The organism is Micromonospora sp. RTBAU3-60, from assembly GCF_054963695.1.
Genome location: NZ_JBUEGB010000107.1, coordinates 1 through 14,345 on the forward strand (window position 1 = coordinate 1; position 14,345 = coordinate 14,345).

Genomic DNA, 14,345 nt, shown 5'->3' on the forward strand with positions numbered 1-14,345 from the left:
CCTCCGTCGTGAACTGCGGGTACGCGTTCAGCTTCGCCTCCCAGGCCCGCCAGTCATAGCCGGTGCGCCACCACTCGACCAACTGCTTGACGTAACCCACAGGGACGCCGTACTCCCAACCGGGCGGCACCGCGCCGGCCGGCGCCGACTCGCCCCCGGGCAGTTCCTCCGCCCACCGGGTCCGGGCCAGCCGCTGCTGGAGATCGTCGAGGTCGGCCTGGGGGATGTCGATGCGGAACGGGGCGATCGTGCTGTCGTTCGTCATGGTCATCAGCGTAGGAACGAATTAGGCAAGTTCCGTTCCTAATGCCCTGGCAGACTCCGAAGAATGTTGGAAACCTCGGCGCGGCTGCTGCGCCTGCTCTCGCTACTCCAGACGCCCCGCGAGTGGACCGGCACCGAACTGGCCGAGCGGCTGTCGGTCAGCACCCGCACCATTCGCAACGACGTGGAACGCCTGCGAAACCTCGGCTACCCGGTGCACGGCAGCCGAGGCGCGGTAGGCGGCTACCGACTCGGCGCCGGGGCCGCACTGCCGCCCCTGCTGCTCGACGACGAGGAGGCGGTCGCGGTGGCGATCGGGCTCCGCACCGCCGCCGGGGGCACGATCACCGGAGTCGAGGAGACCTCGCTGCGCGCACTGGCCAAACTGGAGCAGGTGCTGCCGGCCCGACTCCGGCGCCGTGTCAACGCCCTCCAGCGGTACGCCGTCGCAGTGCCCCGAGACGACCTGGGCCCGCGGGTGGACGCCGACACGCTGAGCGCCCTCGCCGCCGCCTGCCGGGACCACGAGCGCCTGCGATTCGACTACCGAAGCCACGACGGCTCCGAGAGCCGGCGCGAGGTGGAACCGTACCGGCTGGTCAACTGGGGACGCCGGTGGTACCTCGTCGGGTTCGACGTCGAGCGGACCGACTGGCGGACGTTCCGGGTGGACCGGCTCCACCCACGCACCCCAACAGGTCCCCGATTCACCCCCCGAGATCTCCCCGAGGAAGCCGTCGACCAAGTACGCCGGGGCGTGTCGTCGGCCGCCTGGCGGTACCAGGCCCAAGTCGTCGTGCACGCACCGGCCGAACAGCTCGCCGAGCGGATCAACGCCGCCATCGGCACCATCACGCCGATCGACGACACCCGCTGCCGGCTGGACACCGGCGCGGACAGCATCGAGGCGCTCGCCGTTCACCTCGGCCTGCTCGGCGTCGACTTCACCGTGACCGAACCCGCGGAGCTCGTCGAACTCGTGCGTGCACTCGCCGGCCGTTACCACCGCGCCACCGAGCCACGGCCGCAGGAGACCTAGGCCATCATCGCCGAACCCGAAGCCGCCTAACCCGTCCACACGAACCCGGCTCCGCTGCGCTGCGCCGGGTGCTGCCGCCTGCCCAGGCACCACTGGATTTTCGGGTCTGACCGTCGAGTGCCAGCGCCTGCATGTTGCATTCGCGGGAACGTCCGGTTTCTCCCGTTCCTGTGGGGGCGGATTGTGCTCGTACAGGTCATTTCCGTTGACGCGGTACGCCGGTCGCTGTCGGTCCCGGGTACTACGATCCGGCGATGGCCACCTACACGGGACCCGACGACCTGAGCGGCGCCGAATTCATCTCGACGAACTTCGCGGGCAGCGTGTTCCGCGAGGTGGATCTGAGCGGTACCCGGATCAGGGGTGCCCTGCTCAACGGCGCCGACATCGACGGGGTCATCGACGGGCTGCGGGTCAACGGCGTCGAGGTGGCACCGCTGATCGAGGCCGAGTTGGACCGGACGTACCCGGAGCGCACGAAGTTGCGCCCGTCCACACCGGACGGTATGCGTACCGCGTGGGAAACCGTGGAGGCGCTCTGGGCGCCGACAATGGCGCGGGCGGAGTTGCTGCCGGAGGAGGATCTGCACCGGTCGGTCGACGGGGAGTGGTCGTTCGTCCAGACACTGCGGCATCTGGTGATGGCGACCGACCTGTGGTTCGGTCAGGCGGTACTGGGTCGGGAACGGCCGTACCACCCGCTCGGGTTGCCGGCGACGTTCATCACGAACGGTGCGGACCTCGGCATCGACATGGGTGCCGATCCGAGCTTCGCCGAGGTGGTGGCGGTCCGGGCCGGCCGCATGACCGAGGTACGGGAGTTCCTCGCCACCGTCACCCAGGAGGACCTGGACCGGGTACGCGAGCCGAACGCCCCGCCCGGCTGGCCGTCGCCCGGCCCTCGCGCCGCATCGGCGTGCCTGCGGGTCATCTTCAACGAGGAGTGGGCACACCACAGCTTCGCCGTCCGCGATCTCGACGCGTTTGGATGACCAGACGTCGCGCTGTTGAGTCATCGGATTTGCGGCGTGGAAACCCGGTCGTTTACGGCCGGGAGGAAACGCCGCTTCCTCCCTTCGGTGATCGTCTTACGTGGACGGTTGGTAGGGTGTGGGGCGTGGGTGGGGTGGTGAAGCGGGCGTACAAGTACCGCTTCTATCCGTCTCCTGAGCAGGCCGCACAGTTGAACCGGACGTTCGGGTGTGTGCGTCTGGTGTACAACCGGGCGTTGGAGGCCCGTACCCGGGCGTGGGCGGTTGACCGCCGGCGCACCGCGTACGTGCAGTCGTCGGGGTGGCTGACGGAGTGGAAACGCACCGATGACCTGGCGTTCTTGAACGAGGTGTCGTCGGTGCCGTTGCAGCAGACGTTGCGGCATTTGCAGGCCGGGTTCGTGGCGTTCTGGGACAAGCGGGCCCGGTACCCGAGGTTCAAGTCCAATCGCAAATCTAGGGCGTCGGCGGAATACACCCGCTCCGCTTTCCGCTGGCGTGACGGTCAGCTCACCCTGGCCAAGATGAGCATCCCGCTGGACATCGTGTGGTCGCGGCCCCTGCCCGAAGGGGCGGAACCCTCCACGGTCATCGTCTCGCGGGACGCTGCCGGCCGCTGGTTCGTATCCATCCTGGTCGAGGACCCGACCGTGAAGCCGCTGCCGCCCGTTGCGGCCGTGGTTGGTGTGGATGTGGGTATCACCAGTCTGCTCACCCTGTCGCGCCCGATCAGCGGGGTGAGCGATGAGCAGGGCAAGGTGGCCAATCCGCGGTACGGGCAGGCTGACCGGCGGAAGCTGGCCAAGGCCCAGCGGAACCTGGCCCGCAAACAGGACGGCTCCCACAACCGGGCGAAGGCCCGCCTGAAGGTGGCCCGGATCCATGCCCGGATCGCCGATCGGCATCGGGATCACCTGCACAAGCTGACTACTCGACTCGTCCGTGAGACCCAAACGGTCGCGATCGAAGACCTCAGCGTGCGGAACATGCTCCGCAACCGGCGTCTGGCCCGTGTCATCTCCGATGCGGGCTGGGGTCAGTTCCGCAGCATGTTGGAGTACAAAGCCGACTGGTATGGGCGTGAGGTTATTCCCGTGGACCGGTGGTTGCCGTCGTCCAAAACCTGCTCGGGGTGCGGGCGGATCAACACCGCGCTCGCCCTCAACGAGCACTCCTGGACGTGCCCTGGTTGCGGGGTCGTGCACGACCGGGACATCAACGCTGCTAAGAACATCCTCGCCGCCGGGCTGGCGGAGAGGTAAAACGCCTGCGGAGCTGACGTAAGACCTCAAGGGAAAATCCTCCCGGAAAGGCAGCCGGCGATGAAACAGGAAACCCCACGGGCGACCGTGGGAATCCCGGTCCCTTCAGGGCCGGGAGGATGTCAAGGTCACTACAACTAGTGCGCCGGGGAGGGGGCCTCCGGGGGACGGCCGGCGGCGCGGTGGGCGTCGGCGAGGGCGACGGCGAGCAGTACGAGCCCGGCGACGACCGGAGCAACGAGCGGCGGGGCGAAGTCCAGGGGGATGGCGGCGGCTGCCAGGGCGGCGATGGCGACGACGCGGCGGAGCGAGAGCCGGTTGAACACGATGCGTTCCAGACGGATGCGGCCGTAGAGGAACAGTGCCGGGCCGCCGAGGCTCGTGATGAGCCACGCGGGTCCAGGCAGGCTTGCCGGGTGTTTCAGCACGGCCTCGAAGCCGACGGCGGTGGCAACGATGCCGAGCACCATGAGGACGTGGGCGGTGCCGGTGGCGCGGCCGGCGGCGTCCCTGTCCCGCGCGGTGGCGAGGGCTTCGGCGAGGACCTGTCCGGAGCGGTAGAAGTAGATGCGCCAGAGCAGCACTGTCGACAGGAACGCCACCACCAGCAGCGCGGAGGTGGCCAGGGTGATCGGCTGGCTGGTGAACGTGGTGCCGACAGCGAGCACGGTTTCCCCGAGGGCGATCATCAGGAACTGTTGGTAGCGCTCGGGCAGGTGGTGTTTGCTGTCCGTGGCCCACGCACTGACCGGCGGTTCGGGCTTCCCAGGTGCCGGCCAGCGTAGCTGCGCGGCGACGATGTCCACGGTCACGGCGGCTCCCCACAGGGCGGCCCGGGCGCCGCCGCTGACGGCGGCGCCGGCGAAGAAGATCCCCGCCGAGACCACGTTCCAGGGCAGCGACCGGCGGTAGAGCTGTTGCAGAGGGTGTCCGCGCAGCGCGGGCATCAGGATGAGGGGCCGGCCCAACTGCAGGATGACGTACGGCAGTACGAACGCCAACCCGCGGCCGATGAACGCGGACGGCAGGGCCGACGACATGATCAGCAGCCCGAAGGCGCTGGCCAGCACGATGTACTGGATCTTGCGGCGGCGCGGGTCGAACCAGCTGGTGATGTGCGCGGTCGTGATCCACAACCAGATCAGCGGCAGCGACAGCACGAGCATGTAGGCCATCGCCCGCCAACGGGCGACGACGTCTTCGTTGACGATGTCCCGCGCGACCCGGTTGACCACCCCGGCCAGGGCGAACACCAACACCAGGTCGACGAACAGTTCCAGGAAGTTGGCCTGCCGCACGTCCTCACGGCGTTGCAACAGGTCCGGACCCTGTCCGCCGCCCTCCCGACCGCCCATACCGCTCATAATCGCCCGGCCCAACCCGCGCTCACGGAGGGTTGAACGTCCTACACTCGGAGGGAAACCACGGACGCGTACCTCACTCGCGTGTTCGCGCGCTTGCGCTGATGTGCCGCGTCGAGGTCCCGGCCACTCCCCTATCAAGCAAGCGCTTGGTATTCTCTGCCGACGGGGATGGGGAGGGGCCACATGACCGTTCGGCATGAGCGGCACGGCCAGGTCGTGGTGTTCACCATCGACCGGCCGCGGGTGCGGAACTGCCTCGACCACGCCACCCTGTCGGCGTTGACCGCCGGCCTGACCGCGGCGGCCACCGACCCGGAAATACGGGCGGTGGTGCTCACCGCCACCGGCGAGCGGGCGTTCAGCGCCGGGCTCGATCTGAAGGCGGTGGCTGGGGCCGGGATGCCCGACCCGGCGACCAGCCCGCTGCACCTGCTCCGCGACGGCTACCCGCTGCCGGTGATCGCCGCGGTCAACGGAGCGGCGATCGGCGGCGGCTTCGAGCTGGCACTCGCCTGCGACCTCCGGGTGGCCGCCGAGCACGCGTATTTCGCGCTGCCGGAGGTCTCACTCGGCATCGCCGCCACCGAAGGCGGGACCGAACTCCCGCAGCGCGTCCCGCTGGCGGTGGCGCTGGAGATCGGGTTGGCCGGCGAGCCGCTCGGCGCGGCACGCGCGTACGAACTGGGCCTGGTCAACCGCGTGGTGCCCGCGGCCGAGCTGCTGCCGGCGGCGCTCGCCTTGGCCGAGCGGGTCGCCGGGCACTCGCCGGCGGCCGTCCGCACCACCAAGGATCTGATGTACCGGTCCCTCTCGATGGATCCGGCCCCGCTGCGTGCCCGCAACCGCGCTGCCACCGTGGCCCTGCTCGCCGGACCCGATGCGGCCGAGGGGATGGCGGCCTTCGTCGAGAAGCGCGCACCACGATGGGCCGCGCCGGCACCGGGCGGGCCGGCCCCGGACGCGGCGCCGGGTGAGCGGTGAGGTACGTCACGACACAGCCCAGCAGTAACCAATCAAGCGCTTGGTAAGCTCCGGCGGGGAGTTGGGCGAGACGCACCCGCCGTACGGCCGCGGATCGGAGGACAGGCAGCATGACGGAGGCCTACATCGTCGAGGCGGTCCGCACGCCGGTGACCCGGCGCCGTGGCGCCCTGGCCGGGATGCATCCCGCGGATCTGGGCGCCCACGTGATCTCCGGACTGATGTCGCGCAGCGGGGTGGATCCCGCCGCCGTGGACGACGTCGTGTTCGGCTGCGTGGACACCCTCGGCCCGCAGGCCGGGGACATCGCCCGCACCGCGTGGCTCGCCGCCGGCCTGCCGGACCACGTCCCCGGGGTTACGGTCGACCGGCAGTGTGGCTCGTCCCAACAGGCGGTGCACTTCGCCGCCCAGGCGGTGCTCAGCGGCACCGCCGACATCGTCGTTGCCGGGGGCGTGCAGAACATGAGCGCGATCCCCATCTCGGCGGCGATGACCACGGGCGCGCAGTTCGGCTTCCCGGATCCGTTCTCCGGCTCGTCCGGATGGCGCCGCCGCTACGGCGACCAGCCGGTCTCGCAGTTCCGCTCGGCAGAGATGATCGCGCAGAAGTGGGGCGCGAGCAGATCGGAGATGGAGGCGTTCGCGCTCCGCAGCCACCGGCGCGCGCTGGCCGCAATCGCCGAGGGCCGGTTCGACCGCGAACTCCTTCCGCTCGACGAGGCCACGGTCGATACCTGCCCCCGGGCGGACACCTCGCTGGACAAGATGGCCAACCTGCAGCCGCTCGAACCAGGCGGGAGCATCACCGCCGCGGTCGCGAGCCAGATCTGCGACGGTGCCGCCGCCTTGCTGGTGATGTCCGAGCGGGCGGTCCGGGAGCACGGGGTCAGCCCGCGCGCCCGGATCCACCACATGTCGGTACGCGGTGCCGACCCGGTCTGGATGCTGACCGCTCCCATCCCGGCCACGGCCCACGCGCTGGCCCGCACCGGCCTGTCGATCGCGGACATCGACCTGTTCGAGGTCAACGAGGCGTTCGCCTCGGTGGTGCTCGCCTGGATCAAGGAAACCGGCGCGGACCCGGAACGGGTCAACGTCAACGGCGGAGCGATCGCGCTGGGGCACCCGCTGGGCGCGACCGGCGCACGGCTGATGACCACCCTGCTGCACGAGCTCGAGCGCACCGGTGGCCGGTACGGCCTGCAGACGATGTGCGAGGGCGGCGGCCAGGCGAACGTCACGATCATCGAGAGGCTCTGATGGATCCGGACCTGACCGGCAAGGCCGTGATCGTCACCGGCGGCACCCGCGGCATCGGCGCGGAGATCGCCCGCCGGTATCTCGAGGCCGGTGCGCAGGTGCTGGTCTGCGGCCGTACGGTCGTGGACGAACTGCCGGCCGGCGGCGGGCGCGGCGCGGAGTTCGTCCAGGCCGACATCCGGCAGCCCGAGCAGGCCGCGGCGGTGGTCGACGCCGCGGTCGCGCGGTTCGGCCGGCTCGACATCCTGGTCAACAACGCCGGCGGCTCGCCCATGGCCGACGCGGCAACCGCCTCCCCTCGGTTCATCAGCTCGGTCGTCTCGCTGAATCTGCTGGCTCCCTTCTTCCTCGCGCAGCCCGCCAACGCGGTCATGCAGCGGCAACCCGAGGGCGGGCTGATCCTCAACATCGGCAGCGTCGCGGGGCGCGACCCGGCGCCGGGCACCGCGGCGTACTCGGCGGCCAAGGCCGGGCTGAGCACCCTGACCCGAGCCCTGGCGCTGGAGTTCGGCCCCCGGGTGCGGGTCAATCAGGTCACCGTTGGCCTGGTGCGGACCGAGCTGGCGCACCTGCACTACGGCGACGAGGAAGGGGTGCAGGCGGTCGCGGCGACGATTCCGCTGGGGCGGATGGCGGCCCCGGCCGATGTCGCCGCCGCCTGCCTGCTCCTCAGCTCACCGCTCGCCGACTACGTGAACGGCACGGAGCTGCTGGTCGACGGCGGCGGCGAGATACCGGCCCGGTTCCTCGCCGCACGGCCCACCGCCAGTTAAGCCGAGTGTTCCGCGCGCTGCGGCACCCACCGTTCCGCATGCTGTGGGCGGTGGTCATCCTCGGGCAGCTCGGGTACTGGATCTCGTCGGTCGCGTTCCAGTGGGAGGTGGCCCACCGGACCGGGAACGACCCGCTGGCCCTGGGTCTGCTCTACTTCTGCAGCTTCGCGCCGTACCTGCTCTTCTCGCTGCCCGCCGGCATGCTCACGGACAGCATGGACCGGCGGTGGCCGGGTGAACGCGGACGGGTCGAGAGGGGTGTCAGCGTAGCCGGCGGGTCAGCGGGAGCCCGGGGGTCAACGCGATGCGCGCCGCCAGCTTCGCAGCGTCAACTCCGGACGCCTTTGCGGTGGCCGCCGTGTCGGGTACCGGCTGCGGGAGCGGTGCGCAGGTCGCGTCCGGGCCGCTGCCCCGCTTGCGTGCGGGCAGCGCACCGGTGGCCAGGTAGTTGGCGACCGTGCCGTTTACGCACTCGTTGCCGACGAAGAACCCGCTGGCGTGGCTGGTGCCACCAGGCACGGCAAGCAGGCTGGAGTGCGGGAACCGCCTGCGCACCTCGAGGCTCCCCTCGAACGGCGTTGCCGCGTCGAGCGTCTCGTTGACGAGCAGGACGCTCGCCACGCGCTGCCCGTCGATGTCCACCGCCTTGCCCGCCGGCGCCGGCCAGGACCGGCAGGGCGCGTTGTACCACCCGTTGAGCCAGGTGAGGAACGGCGCCGTCTGGAAGGTGGCCCTGAGGTCGCGCTGCCACTTGGCCCAACTCCTGGGCCACTGCACGTCGGTGCACACCACCCCGGTGTAGACGGCGTAAGCGTTATCGTCGCCCGGCCCGTCAACGGCCTGGTACAAACCGATCAGGGTGTCGGCGTCCTTGTCGTGCACCCAACCGGCGAACGCGCCCGCGAGGTCGAGCCAGAAGAACTGGTTGTAACCGGCGTGGAGGAAGATGTCACTCCACTCGTCACCGCCGACGACACCGCCGGCCGGCTGTCGGTCGAGATCGTGGAGATTCTGATAGAAGAGCTTCTCGACCGCAGCCGCTGTTGTGCCGAGGTGATACACACTGTCGTACTGCGCGAGCCAGCCGAACCACATCTTGATGTTGCGCTCGAAGGCGACGGCCTGGTCCAGGTTGTTCTGGTACCACACATTGCGGGGGTCCACGGTGCTGTCCAGCACCATCCGCCGTACTCGCGTCGGGTAGACAGTGGCGTAGACCTGGCCGAGGTATGTGCCGTACGAGTACCCGTAGTAGTTGATCTGCGATGCGCCCAGCGCGATCCGCAGGCTCTCCAGGTCGCGCGCGGAGTCCAGCGTCGTCATGTGCCGCAGTAGCGGTCCGTTGTTGGCGGCGCAGGCGCGGGCGTACGCACGCGTGCGCGCGAGCCAGGTGCGCTCAAGGGTCGGCGTACTCGGCACGTACGGCGGCCGAGGTGCGCCAAAGTAATCCGGCTGACAGGAGATCGCCGGCACGCTTGAGCCCACGCCGCGCGGGTCGAGACCGATCCAGTCGTACGCGTCGCCTGCCCCGTTCGGGACCAGCTGACCCGTTGTCGCCATGCTCAGCCCGGATCCGCCGGGTCCGCCCGGGTTGGTCAGCATGACGCCTTGGTACTGCGAATCCGGCGTCGTGTGAACGACCCGTGACACCGCGAGCTGGATCTTAGCGCCGCGCGGATGGGCGTAGTCGAGCGGGACAGCGAGGAATCCGCACTGCGCGCCGACGGCGGCCAAATACGGATCGCTGCATGCGGCCCACGCGATGCCGGTCGCGGCGGCTGAGTTCGCTGATGCCCCAGCGCTGACTCCGACCCCGGTCATGATGATGCCAACTACGGCCGCGGCGACGGATTGCCTTATCCGGCGGCGGTTCGTGGTGCTCTTCACGCAGCCCTCCTTGGGGTTTGAATGCGAGCCGTCAGCAATTTGATGCTTGTCGGCACCTCATGCCCGCGGAAGGTTTTTTTGTGCGCAGTTCCCGGCCGCCGCCGGACAAGGGCTCTCCAAGTCCGAGAGCCACGCACCCGTGTCCAGTCGGCACGGGCCGCAACCAGCCCGCGCCCAGGGCGAGGTGAGTCACTCGCCGCGAGATAACTGGGATCGCCAGCGTTATTGATGACGAGCAACCACCGACCGCGGACCCTCACGAACAAGCGCCAGAACAGACGGCCCCAGCCCTGGGATGCACCGGTATGACGGCAGGGATCTCGGTGGGGAACCGTCCCGGGGACGCACCGGGACCAGGACTTCGTATTGTCCGGGGGCCGGTCCCGGGCGCCGCGAGCCTCCGCGCCCGCGTGATCCACGAGATGCTCCGCACCGCGTCGGCATCGTCACGACCGACCCCTTGACACCACAAACACCTAACCGAGCGGCATCAGGTCCAGAAGCCGGTCGAGCTCCGCGACAGTCGGCGCGTCGAAAAGGTCATCCATCGATATATCCTGGCCAAATATCGCGCTGGCCCGGCTGGCTATCAGCATGGCGTCGATCGACTCGCCCCCCAGGGTGAAGAAGTTGTCGTCGACGCCGCACCGGGGCCGGGCGAGCACTTCGGCGAAGATCGTGCACAGGGCTTCCTGGCGCGGGGTGCCAGGTGGCCGGTAGGGCATCACGCCACGCAGGTCAGGTGCCGGTAGTGCGTGCGGCTCGGCCATCCCCGCGGAGTTGACCGGGATGGCGTCGACAACCATGATGGCGGCCGGCACCGCGCTGCCCGGCAGTTGCTTCCTGACGTACTTGTGCAGCTCAGCCAGGTTGAGGCCGGAGCTGCCGGGCACGACGTAGGCCACCAGGACCTGGCCGACGGATTCGTGCTCGTGTGCCAGGACCGCGACATCTGCGAGCCCGGGGTAGACGGCCAGAACGTCCCGCACGTTTTGGATCGCAGCAGTAGCCATCAGCCGCTCACCTTCCCTTCGAGGCTCCAAAGCTTCCGAGCTACCTTCGCACGTCAAGGCTTGGGAGCTATCTCCCAGATTGCGCGGATGCCGAGACTGCTTGTGGCAGCACGGGCGGCTCGTTTCGATGGACTTCGAGAGGTGACGCGCGACTGGGTCGGGCCGTGTTCATGCCGACCTTGATTGGCTCTTCTGCTGCGCTGTGGACATTCTGCGTTGCCCGCTGACCAATACCCTTCGCCAGCCAGCGACACTGGTGAACCGTCCCGATGATCCTGGAGGCCGGGACCGTTATTGAGCTTTCCGAGCCAGCAGCCGGCCGCGGTGGTCGTCCGCACCTTCCACACGCGAGGGCGGCGCACCCGACCTCGCGCTCCACGCGACGTTCGCGCTCCTCGGCCCGTCCGGGTCCGGCAGCACCAGCCCGCGACGGACCATCGCCGGCCTGGAGCAGCCGACCTCCGGTGAGGTCTGCTCGGTGACCGATTGTCAGCCACGCCCAGGCCGAGACCCTCTCGCTCGCCGACCGGATCGTGTCACGGACGCCGGGCAGATCTGCCAGATCGGCACCGCCGACCGACCCGTCCGCCACGAGAGCGGCGGCGGATCGCGCCGTCGCTGCCCAGGTCGAGCGGGCCGGTCGCGCCCGGCTCACCGGGCAACGTGTCGATCATCGAACACCTCGGCGTGGCGTCCCCGGATGACCGTCGACGTCGGCGACGTACTGATCGGCACGACCGGGCCCGAGAAGGCCGAGCCGGCGCCCGGCGCGGCCGCGTGGCTCACCTTCGATCTACCGGGGCACCGGCGTTGGGCCCCGCCGGGGTGCGACTGAAGACGCCGAGCTGGCGAAGCGCAGAGGCACGGGATCAGCGCGTCTGCGGGAGCCGCCTTACCAGGACCGGCACCACGATCGCCGCAGCGACGATGTGCAGAGCGACCAAGGTTGCCGCAGAGCCGGCGTCGAACCCAAAAGTGAGGCTTGGGACGAAGGACAGCACGATCAGCGCCACCGCCGTCCGCATGAATGTGGACCGCGGCCGGCGTGCCTTGCGCGCCATGACGGCGGCGATACCGACACCGATGAGCGAGAAGACCAGCGTGAACACCGCGAACAGGGGGATCGGGATGCTCGCGCCTGTGCTGTCGCCGAACGAGACACCGGCGGCCGATGCGAGCGCCGCGAGGACGGTTGTGGCGATCGCGGCGACGACGGCCGCGGCGACGCCGTGCTTCCAGACCGGCTGTCGCTCGGCGACCGAGGCCGGCGCGCTGGGGGACGGTGCGGTCCGGCTGTGCGTGTCATCCATCATCGATGAAAATCCTTCGGAGTGCGGCTAGACGCGCGACAGTTCCGGCGGCCACGGAAAGCTACCGCTCGGCTCGGTCGGCAAGTTCATGCACCGGAAGATATCGGCGGGCGACCACCAGCGCATCTTCCATTGTGCGCACTTTGGTGGCGGTCGCGCTGTTCACCCGCTGGCGGAGGGCGCCAGACCTGGCGCTGGGCCGTTGACGTTCCGGCCTCGGTGGCGTCCGCCGGTTGACCCGCGTGAGCAGGCCGGGGTGGCGACCGACGCGGTCACGGCCATGCCCTGCTTGAGGGTCACCGCCACCAGGCAGCCGCGTTCAGCGACCTCGACGAGGTGTTCGAGATCCGCGGGCGGGCACGAGTCGCAGGCCATCTCGATGTGGATCGTGCCGAACCGTCGGGCGTTCGCGGCGAGCACGCCAGTGACACGGCAGGCTGACCAACTTGATTAGGAATCGTCGGTGATCATAGGTTAACCGCGTGGACCGTGGCGCTTCGTCTTTGGGCTGGTTCGGGGGAGATTCCGGGTGAGGCGGGCCGGTCGTGATCGCGGGTTCTCCTGGATCGTTGTCGAGGCGATGAGCCGGTGACCGGAAAGCTGCCGCTGGCTGGGGGCGAGATCTCCCGTACCGCTTGCGCCCGCGCTTTGCTCCGATCAGGGGTGGACGAGGAGACCGGTGAGATCCTGTCGCAGGCGGTGCTTGCGCAACGGATCGGCTGGTGCGCCGATCTGGTGACGGGCATGGTCTCCAGCCTGTTGGCGGAGCGCTGGAACAGCGCGGATGTGGACGTGTTGGCCTCCGGACACGACGCGGGTGGCCGGAAACTTCCGTCGAACGCGTGGATGGCGCTGCGGCGTCTGGGCTGGACGGTTACCGCGCCGGTGGGTGTGAGGGTCAATGACCGGATCGTGCGCATGGCGCAGGAGCAGGCGGGGCGGGTTCTGCGCTCGGCGTCGTGGCGGGCTGACCTGACCGCCGGGGTGCTGGCGACGTGGCCGGCCGATCCGCGTCAGCGCACCGCGCAGGAGTGGGAGCAGGTACGCAAGGCGGTGCCGGGCGGGGAGCATCTGCCGTCTGGTGTCATCAAGTCCCGCACTCGGCAGGCTGCCAGGTTCCTTGCGGCCACTGGCCGCCTGCCGGTGGACGTGTTCGAACTGGAAGGCGTCCCAAGGGTCGCGCGGATGCTGCTGTTGGCCGCGTGTGACAGGCAGCAGGCCAGCATCGAACGCAGCGACACCGACCCTAGGAGGGTGTTGCTGCGGTTGCAGCTTCCCTCACGTCCGGATCCGCGAGCCTATGCGGATTGGACGTGGGTGGCCTGTCCGATCAGCCTGCCGCCGACGGTCCCCGCGGGCGCGGTGGTGCACCTGCCCACCCTGCGGGTCACCGGCCGGCAGGTGCACGCCGACATGGCATACAGCCATCCGGTGCCGAAAGCCCGGCGCACCGGTCACACGGTCGCGCTCGGGGTGGACTGGGGCCTCAACACCCTCCTCAGCGCGGGACCCCTGCGACTGCACGAGGACGGCCGGATCACCGCGTTGGGGGCCGGTGGTCAGTTCCGAGCCGCCGGCATCCTCGCCAAACAGCACCGCCTGCGTCGCCACAGTGAGCGGCTGCACGCCAAGGCCGACCAGTACCTGCGGCTGATCGGCGGCCGCTCCGACGCGCACCTGAGCGCGAAACATGAGGTGCTGGGCGCCGAGATCCGCCACGTGTCCCAACGCCGGACGAACCTGAACGCCGCGCTCGCGTGGGCCGCCGCCCGCTGGGCCGTGGATCAGGCGATCGCCGCCGGGGCGACCGTGATCTACGTCGAAGACCTGCGATCGTTGGAAGCCAGGGGCATGGGCGCCACCCTCAACACCCGCCTGTCGCAGCAGGTGCGCGGGCAGATCAGCGACCGGATGCGGCACCTCGCCGCCGAGCACGGTATCGCCGTGGTCACCACGCCTGCCCGCAACACCTCCAAGCACTGCCCGCAATGCTTGACCCCGCTACGGCACTGCAAGGCCCCCGACAAGCCCACCACCCCAGGCTGGAAGTGGGCGATCTGCCCTAACCAGTCCTGCCGGTGGCAGGGCGACCGCGACCACGGGGCATGGCGGCGCATCGCCGCCCGCGGCCTGACCCATCAGGCAAAGACCGTCATCGACAAGGCCAGCGGGCACATGGTCATCCGCGCCGTGGTCGG

At 69.6% G+C, this 14,345-nt stretch carries 13 protein-coding genes and 1 pseudogene; 9 read left to right on the forward strand and 5 right to left on the reverse strand.

Translation table 11 applies throughout. The features are described 5' to 3' along the window. The coding region (locus ACY34I_RS38255; RefSeq protein ID WP_462760072.1) for an epoxide hydrolase N-terminal domain-containing protein at positions 1-265 on the reverse strand (265 nt) is incomplete at its 3' end. A gap of 63 nt (positions 266-328) precedes the next feature. Between ACY34I_RS38255 and ACY34I_RS38260 the strand changes: the two genes are divergently transcribed. The 3 genes from ACY34I_RS38260 to ACY34I_RS38270 all read left to right on the forward strand — a co-directional run bounded on the left by ACY34I_RS38260 (position 329) and on the right by ACY34I_RS38270 (position 3,557). Then, entirely contained in the window at positions 329-1,303 is a 975-nt protein-coding gene (locus tag ACY34I_RS38260) for a helix-turn-helix transcriptional regulator (protein ID WP_462760074.1), read from the forward strand. Between the two features lie 254 nt (positions 1,304-1,557). Next, positions 1,558-2,295 (forward strand): DinB family protein, encoded by a 738-nt coding sequence (locus ACY34I_RS38265; protein WP_462760076.1) that lies wholly within the window; start codon positions 1,558-1,560, stop codon positions 2,293-2,295. 125 nt (positions 2,296-2,420) lie between these two features. After that, complete coding sequence (locus tag ACY34I_RS38270) at positions 2,421-3,557, forward strand: RNA-guided endonuclease InsQ/TnpB family protein (RefSeq protein WP_462760078.1); 1,137 nt, start codon at positions 2,421-2,423, stop codon at positions 3,555-3,557. A gap of 137 nt (positions 3,558-3,694) precedes the next feature. On the opposite strand, the gene ACY34I_RS38275 is transcribed toward ACY34I_RS38270, so the two are convergent. Next, the gene (locus ACY34I_RS38275; RefSeq protein ID WP_462760080.1) at positions 3,695-4,912 is read right to left on the reverse strand and encodes a low temperature requirement protein A; all 1,218 of its coding nucleotides are present in this window, start codon (positions 4,910-4,912) and stop codon (positions 3,695-3,697) included. Between the two features lie 192 nt (positions 4,913-5,104). On the opposite strand from ACY34I_RS38275, the gene ACY34I_RS38280 reads away from it, so the two are divergent. The 4 genes and pseudogenes from ACY34I_RS38280 to ACY34I_RS38295 all read left to right on the forward strand — a co-directional run. Next, positions 5,105-5,902, forward strand: a complete 798-nt coding sequence (locus ACY34I_RS38280) for an enoyl-CoA hydratase/isomerase family protein (protein WP_462760082.1) — start codon at positions 5,105-5,107, stop codon at positions 5,900-5,902. 110 nt (positions 5,903-6,012) lie between these two features. Continuing rightward, on the forward strand, positions 6,013-7,164 hold the full coding sequence (locus ACY34I_RS38285) for an acetyl-CoA C-acetyltransferase (protein WP_462760084.1): 1,152 nt from the start codon (positions 6,013-6,015) through the stop codon (positions 7,162-7,164). After that, positions 7,164-7,937: an SDR family oxidoreductase gene (locus ACY34I_RS38290; protein ID WP_462760086.1), complete on the forward strand. Its 774-nt coding sequence runs from the start codon at positions 7,164-7,166 to the stop codon at positions 7,935-7,937. Before ACY34I_RS38285 ends, ACY34I_RS38290 begins: the two co-directional genes overlap by 1 nt. A gap of 5 nt (positions 7,938-7,942) precedes the next feature. Then, positions 7,943-8,155, forward strand: a pseudogene (locus ACY34I_RS38295) (MFS transporter); the annotation flags it as partial. Positions 8,156-8,198: 43 nt separating this feature from the next. On the opposite strand, the gene ACY34I_RS38300 reads toward ACY34I_RS38295, so the two are convergent. Together ACY34I_RS38300 and ACY34I_RS38305 are read right to left on the reverse strand one after the other, a co-directional pair. Continuing rightward, the gene (locus tag ACY34I_RS38300; RefSeq protein ID WP_462760088.1) at positions 8,199-9,824 is read right to left on the reverse strand and encodes an alpha/beta hydrolase; all 1,626 of its coding nucleotides are present in this window, start codon (positions 9,822-9,824) and stop codon (positions 8,199-8,201) included. Between the two features lie 476 nt (positions 9,825-10,300). Beyond that, positions 10,301-10,837 carry a phosphopantetheine-binding protein gene (locus tag ACY34I_RS38305; RefSeq protein ID WP_462760090.1) on the reverse strand — a complete coding sequence of 179 codons (537 nt, stop codon included), beginning with the start codon at positions 10,835-10,837 and terminating at the stop codon, positions 10,301-10,303. Positions 10,838-11,537: 700 nt separating this feature from the next. Between ACY34I_RS38305 and ACY34I_RS38310 the strand changes: the two genes are divergently transcribed. Then, positions 11,538-11,672, forward strand: a complete 135-nt coding sequence (locus ACY34I_RS38310) for a hypothetical protein (protein WP_462760092.1) — start codon at positions 11,538-11,540, stop codon at positions 11,670-11,672. Between the two features lie 34 nt (positions 11,673-11,706). On the opposite strand, the gene ACY34I_RS38315 is transcribed toward ACY34I_RS38310, so the two are convergent. After that, the gene (locus ACY34I_RS38315) at positions 11,707-12,150 is read right to left on the reverse strand and encodes a DUF6069 family protein (protein WP_462760094.1); all 444 of its coding nucleotides are present in this window, start codon (positions 12,148-12,150) and stop codon (positions 11,707-11,709) included. Between the two features lie 585 nt (positions 12,151-12,735). Here ACY34I_RS38315 and ACY34I_RS38320 point away from each other — a divergent pair. Beyond that, on the forward strand, positions 12,736-14,345 hold a 1,610-nt coding region (locus ACY34I_RS38320), incomplete at its 3' end, for a zinc ribbon domain-containing protein (RefSeq protein ID WP_462760096.1).

Excerpts from the sequence above, each read along its gene's own strand:
- ACY34I_RS38260 (WP_462760074.1), top strand. The coding sequence starts at position 329 with ATGTTGGAAACCTCGGCGCGGCTGCTGCGCCTGCTCTCGCTACTCCAG.
- ACY34I_RS38265 (WP_462760076.1), top strand. The coding sequence starts at position 1,558 with ATGGCCACCTACACGGGACCCGACGACCTGAGCGGCGCCGAATTCATC.
- ACY34I_RS38275 (WP_462760080.1), bottom strand. The coding sequence starts at position 4,912 with ATGGGCGGTCGGGAGGGCGGCGGACAGGGTCCGGACCTGTTGCAACGC.
- ACY34I_RS38280 (WP_462760082.1), top strand. The coding sequence starts at position 5,105 with ATGACCGTTCGGCATGAGCGGCACGGCCAGGTCGTGGTGTTCACCATC.
- ACY34I_RS38285 (WP_462760084.1), top strand. The coding sequence starts at position 6,013 with ATGACGGAGGCCTACATCGTCGAGGCGGTCCGCACGCCGGTGACCCGG.
- ACY34I_RS38290 (WP_462760086.1), top strand. The coding sequence starts at position 7,164 with ATGGATCCGGACCTGACCGGCAAGGCCGTGATCGTCACCGGCGGCACC.
- ACY34I_RS38305 (WP_462760090.1), bottom strand. The coding sequence starts at position 10,837 with ATGGCTACTGCTGCGATCCAAAACGTGCGGGACGTTCTGGCCGTCTAC.
- ACY34I_RS38310 (WP_462760092.1), top strand. The coding sequence starts at position 11,538 with ATGACCGTCGACGTCGGCGACGTACTGATCGGCACGACCGGGCCCGAG.
- ACY34I_RS38315 (WP_462760094.1), bottom strand. The coding sequence starts at position 12,150 with ATGATGGATGACACGCACAGCCGGACCGCACCGTCCCCCAGCGCGCCG.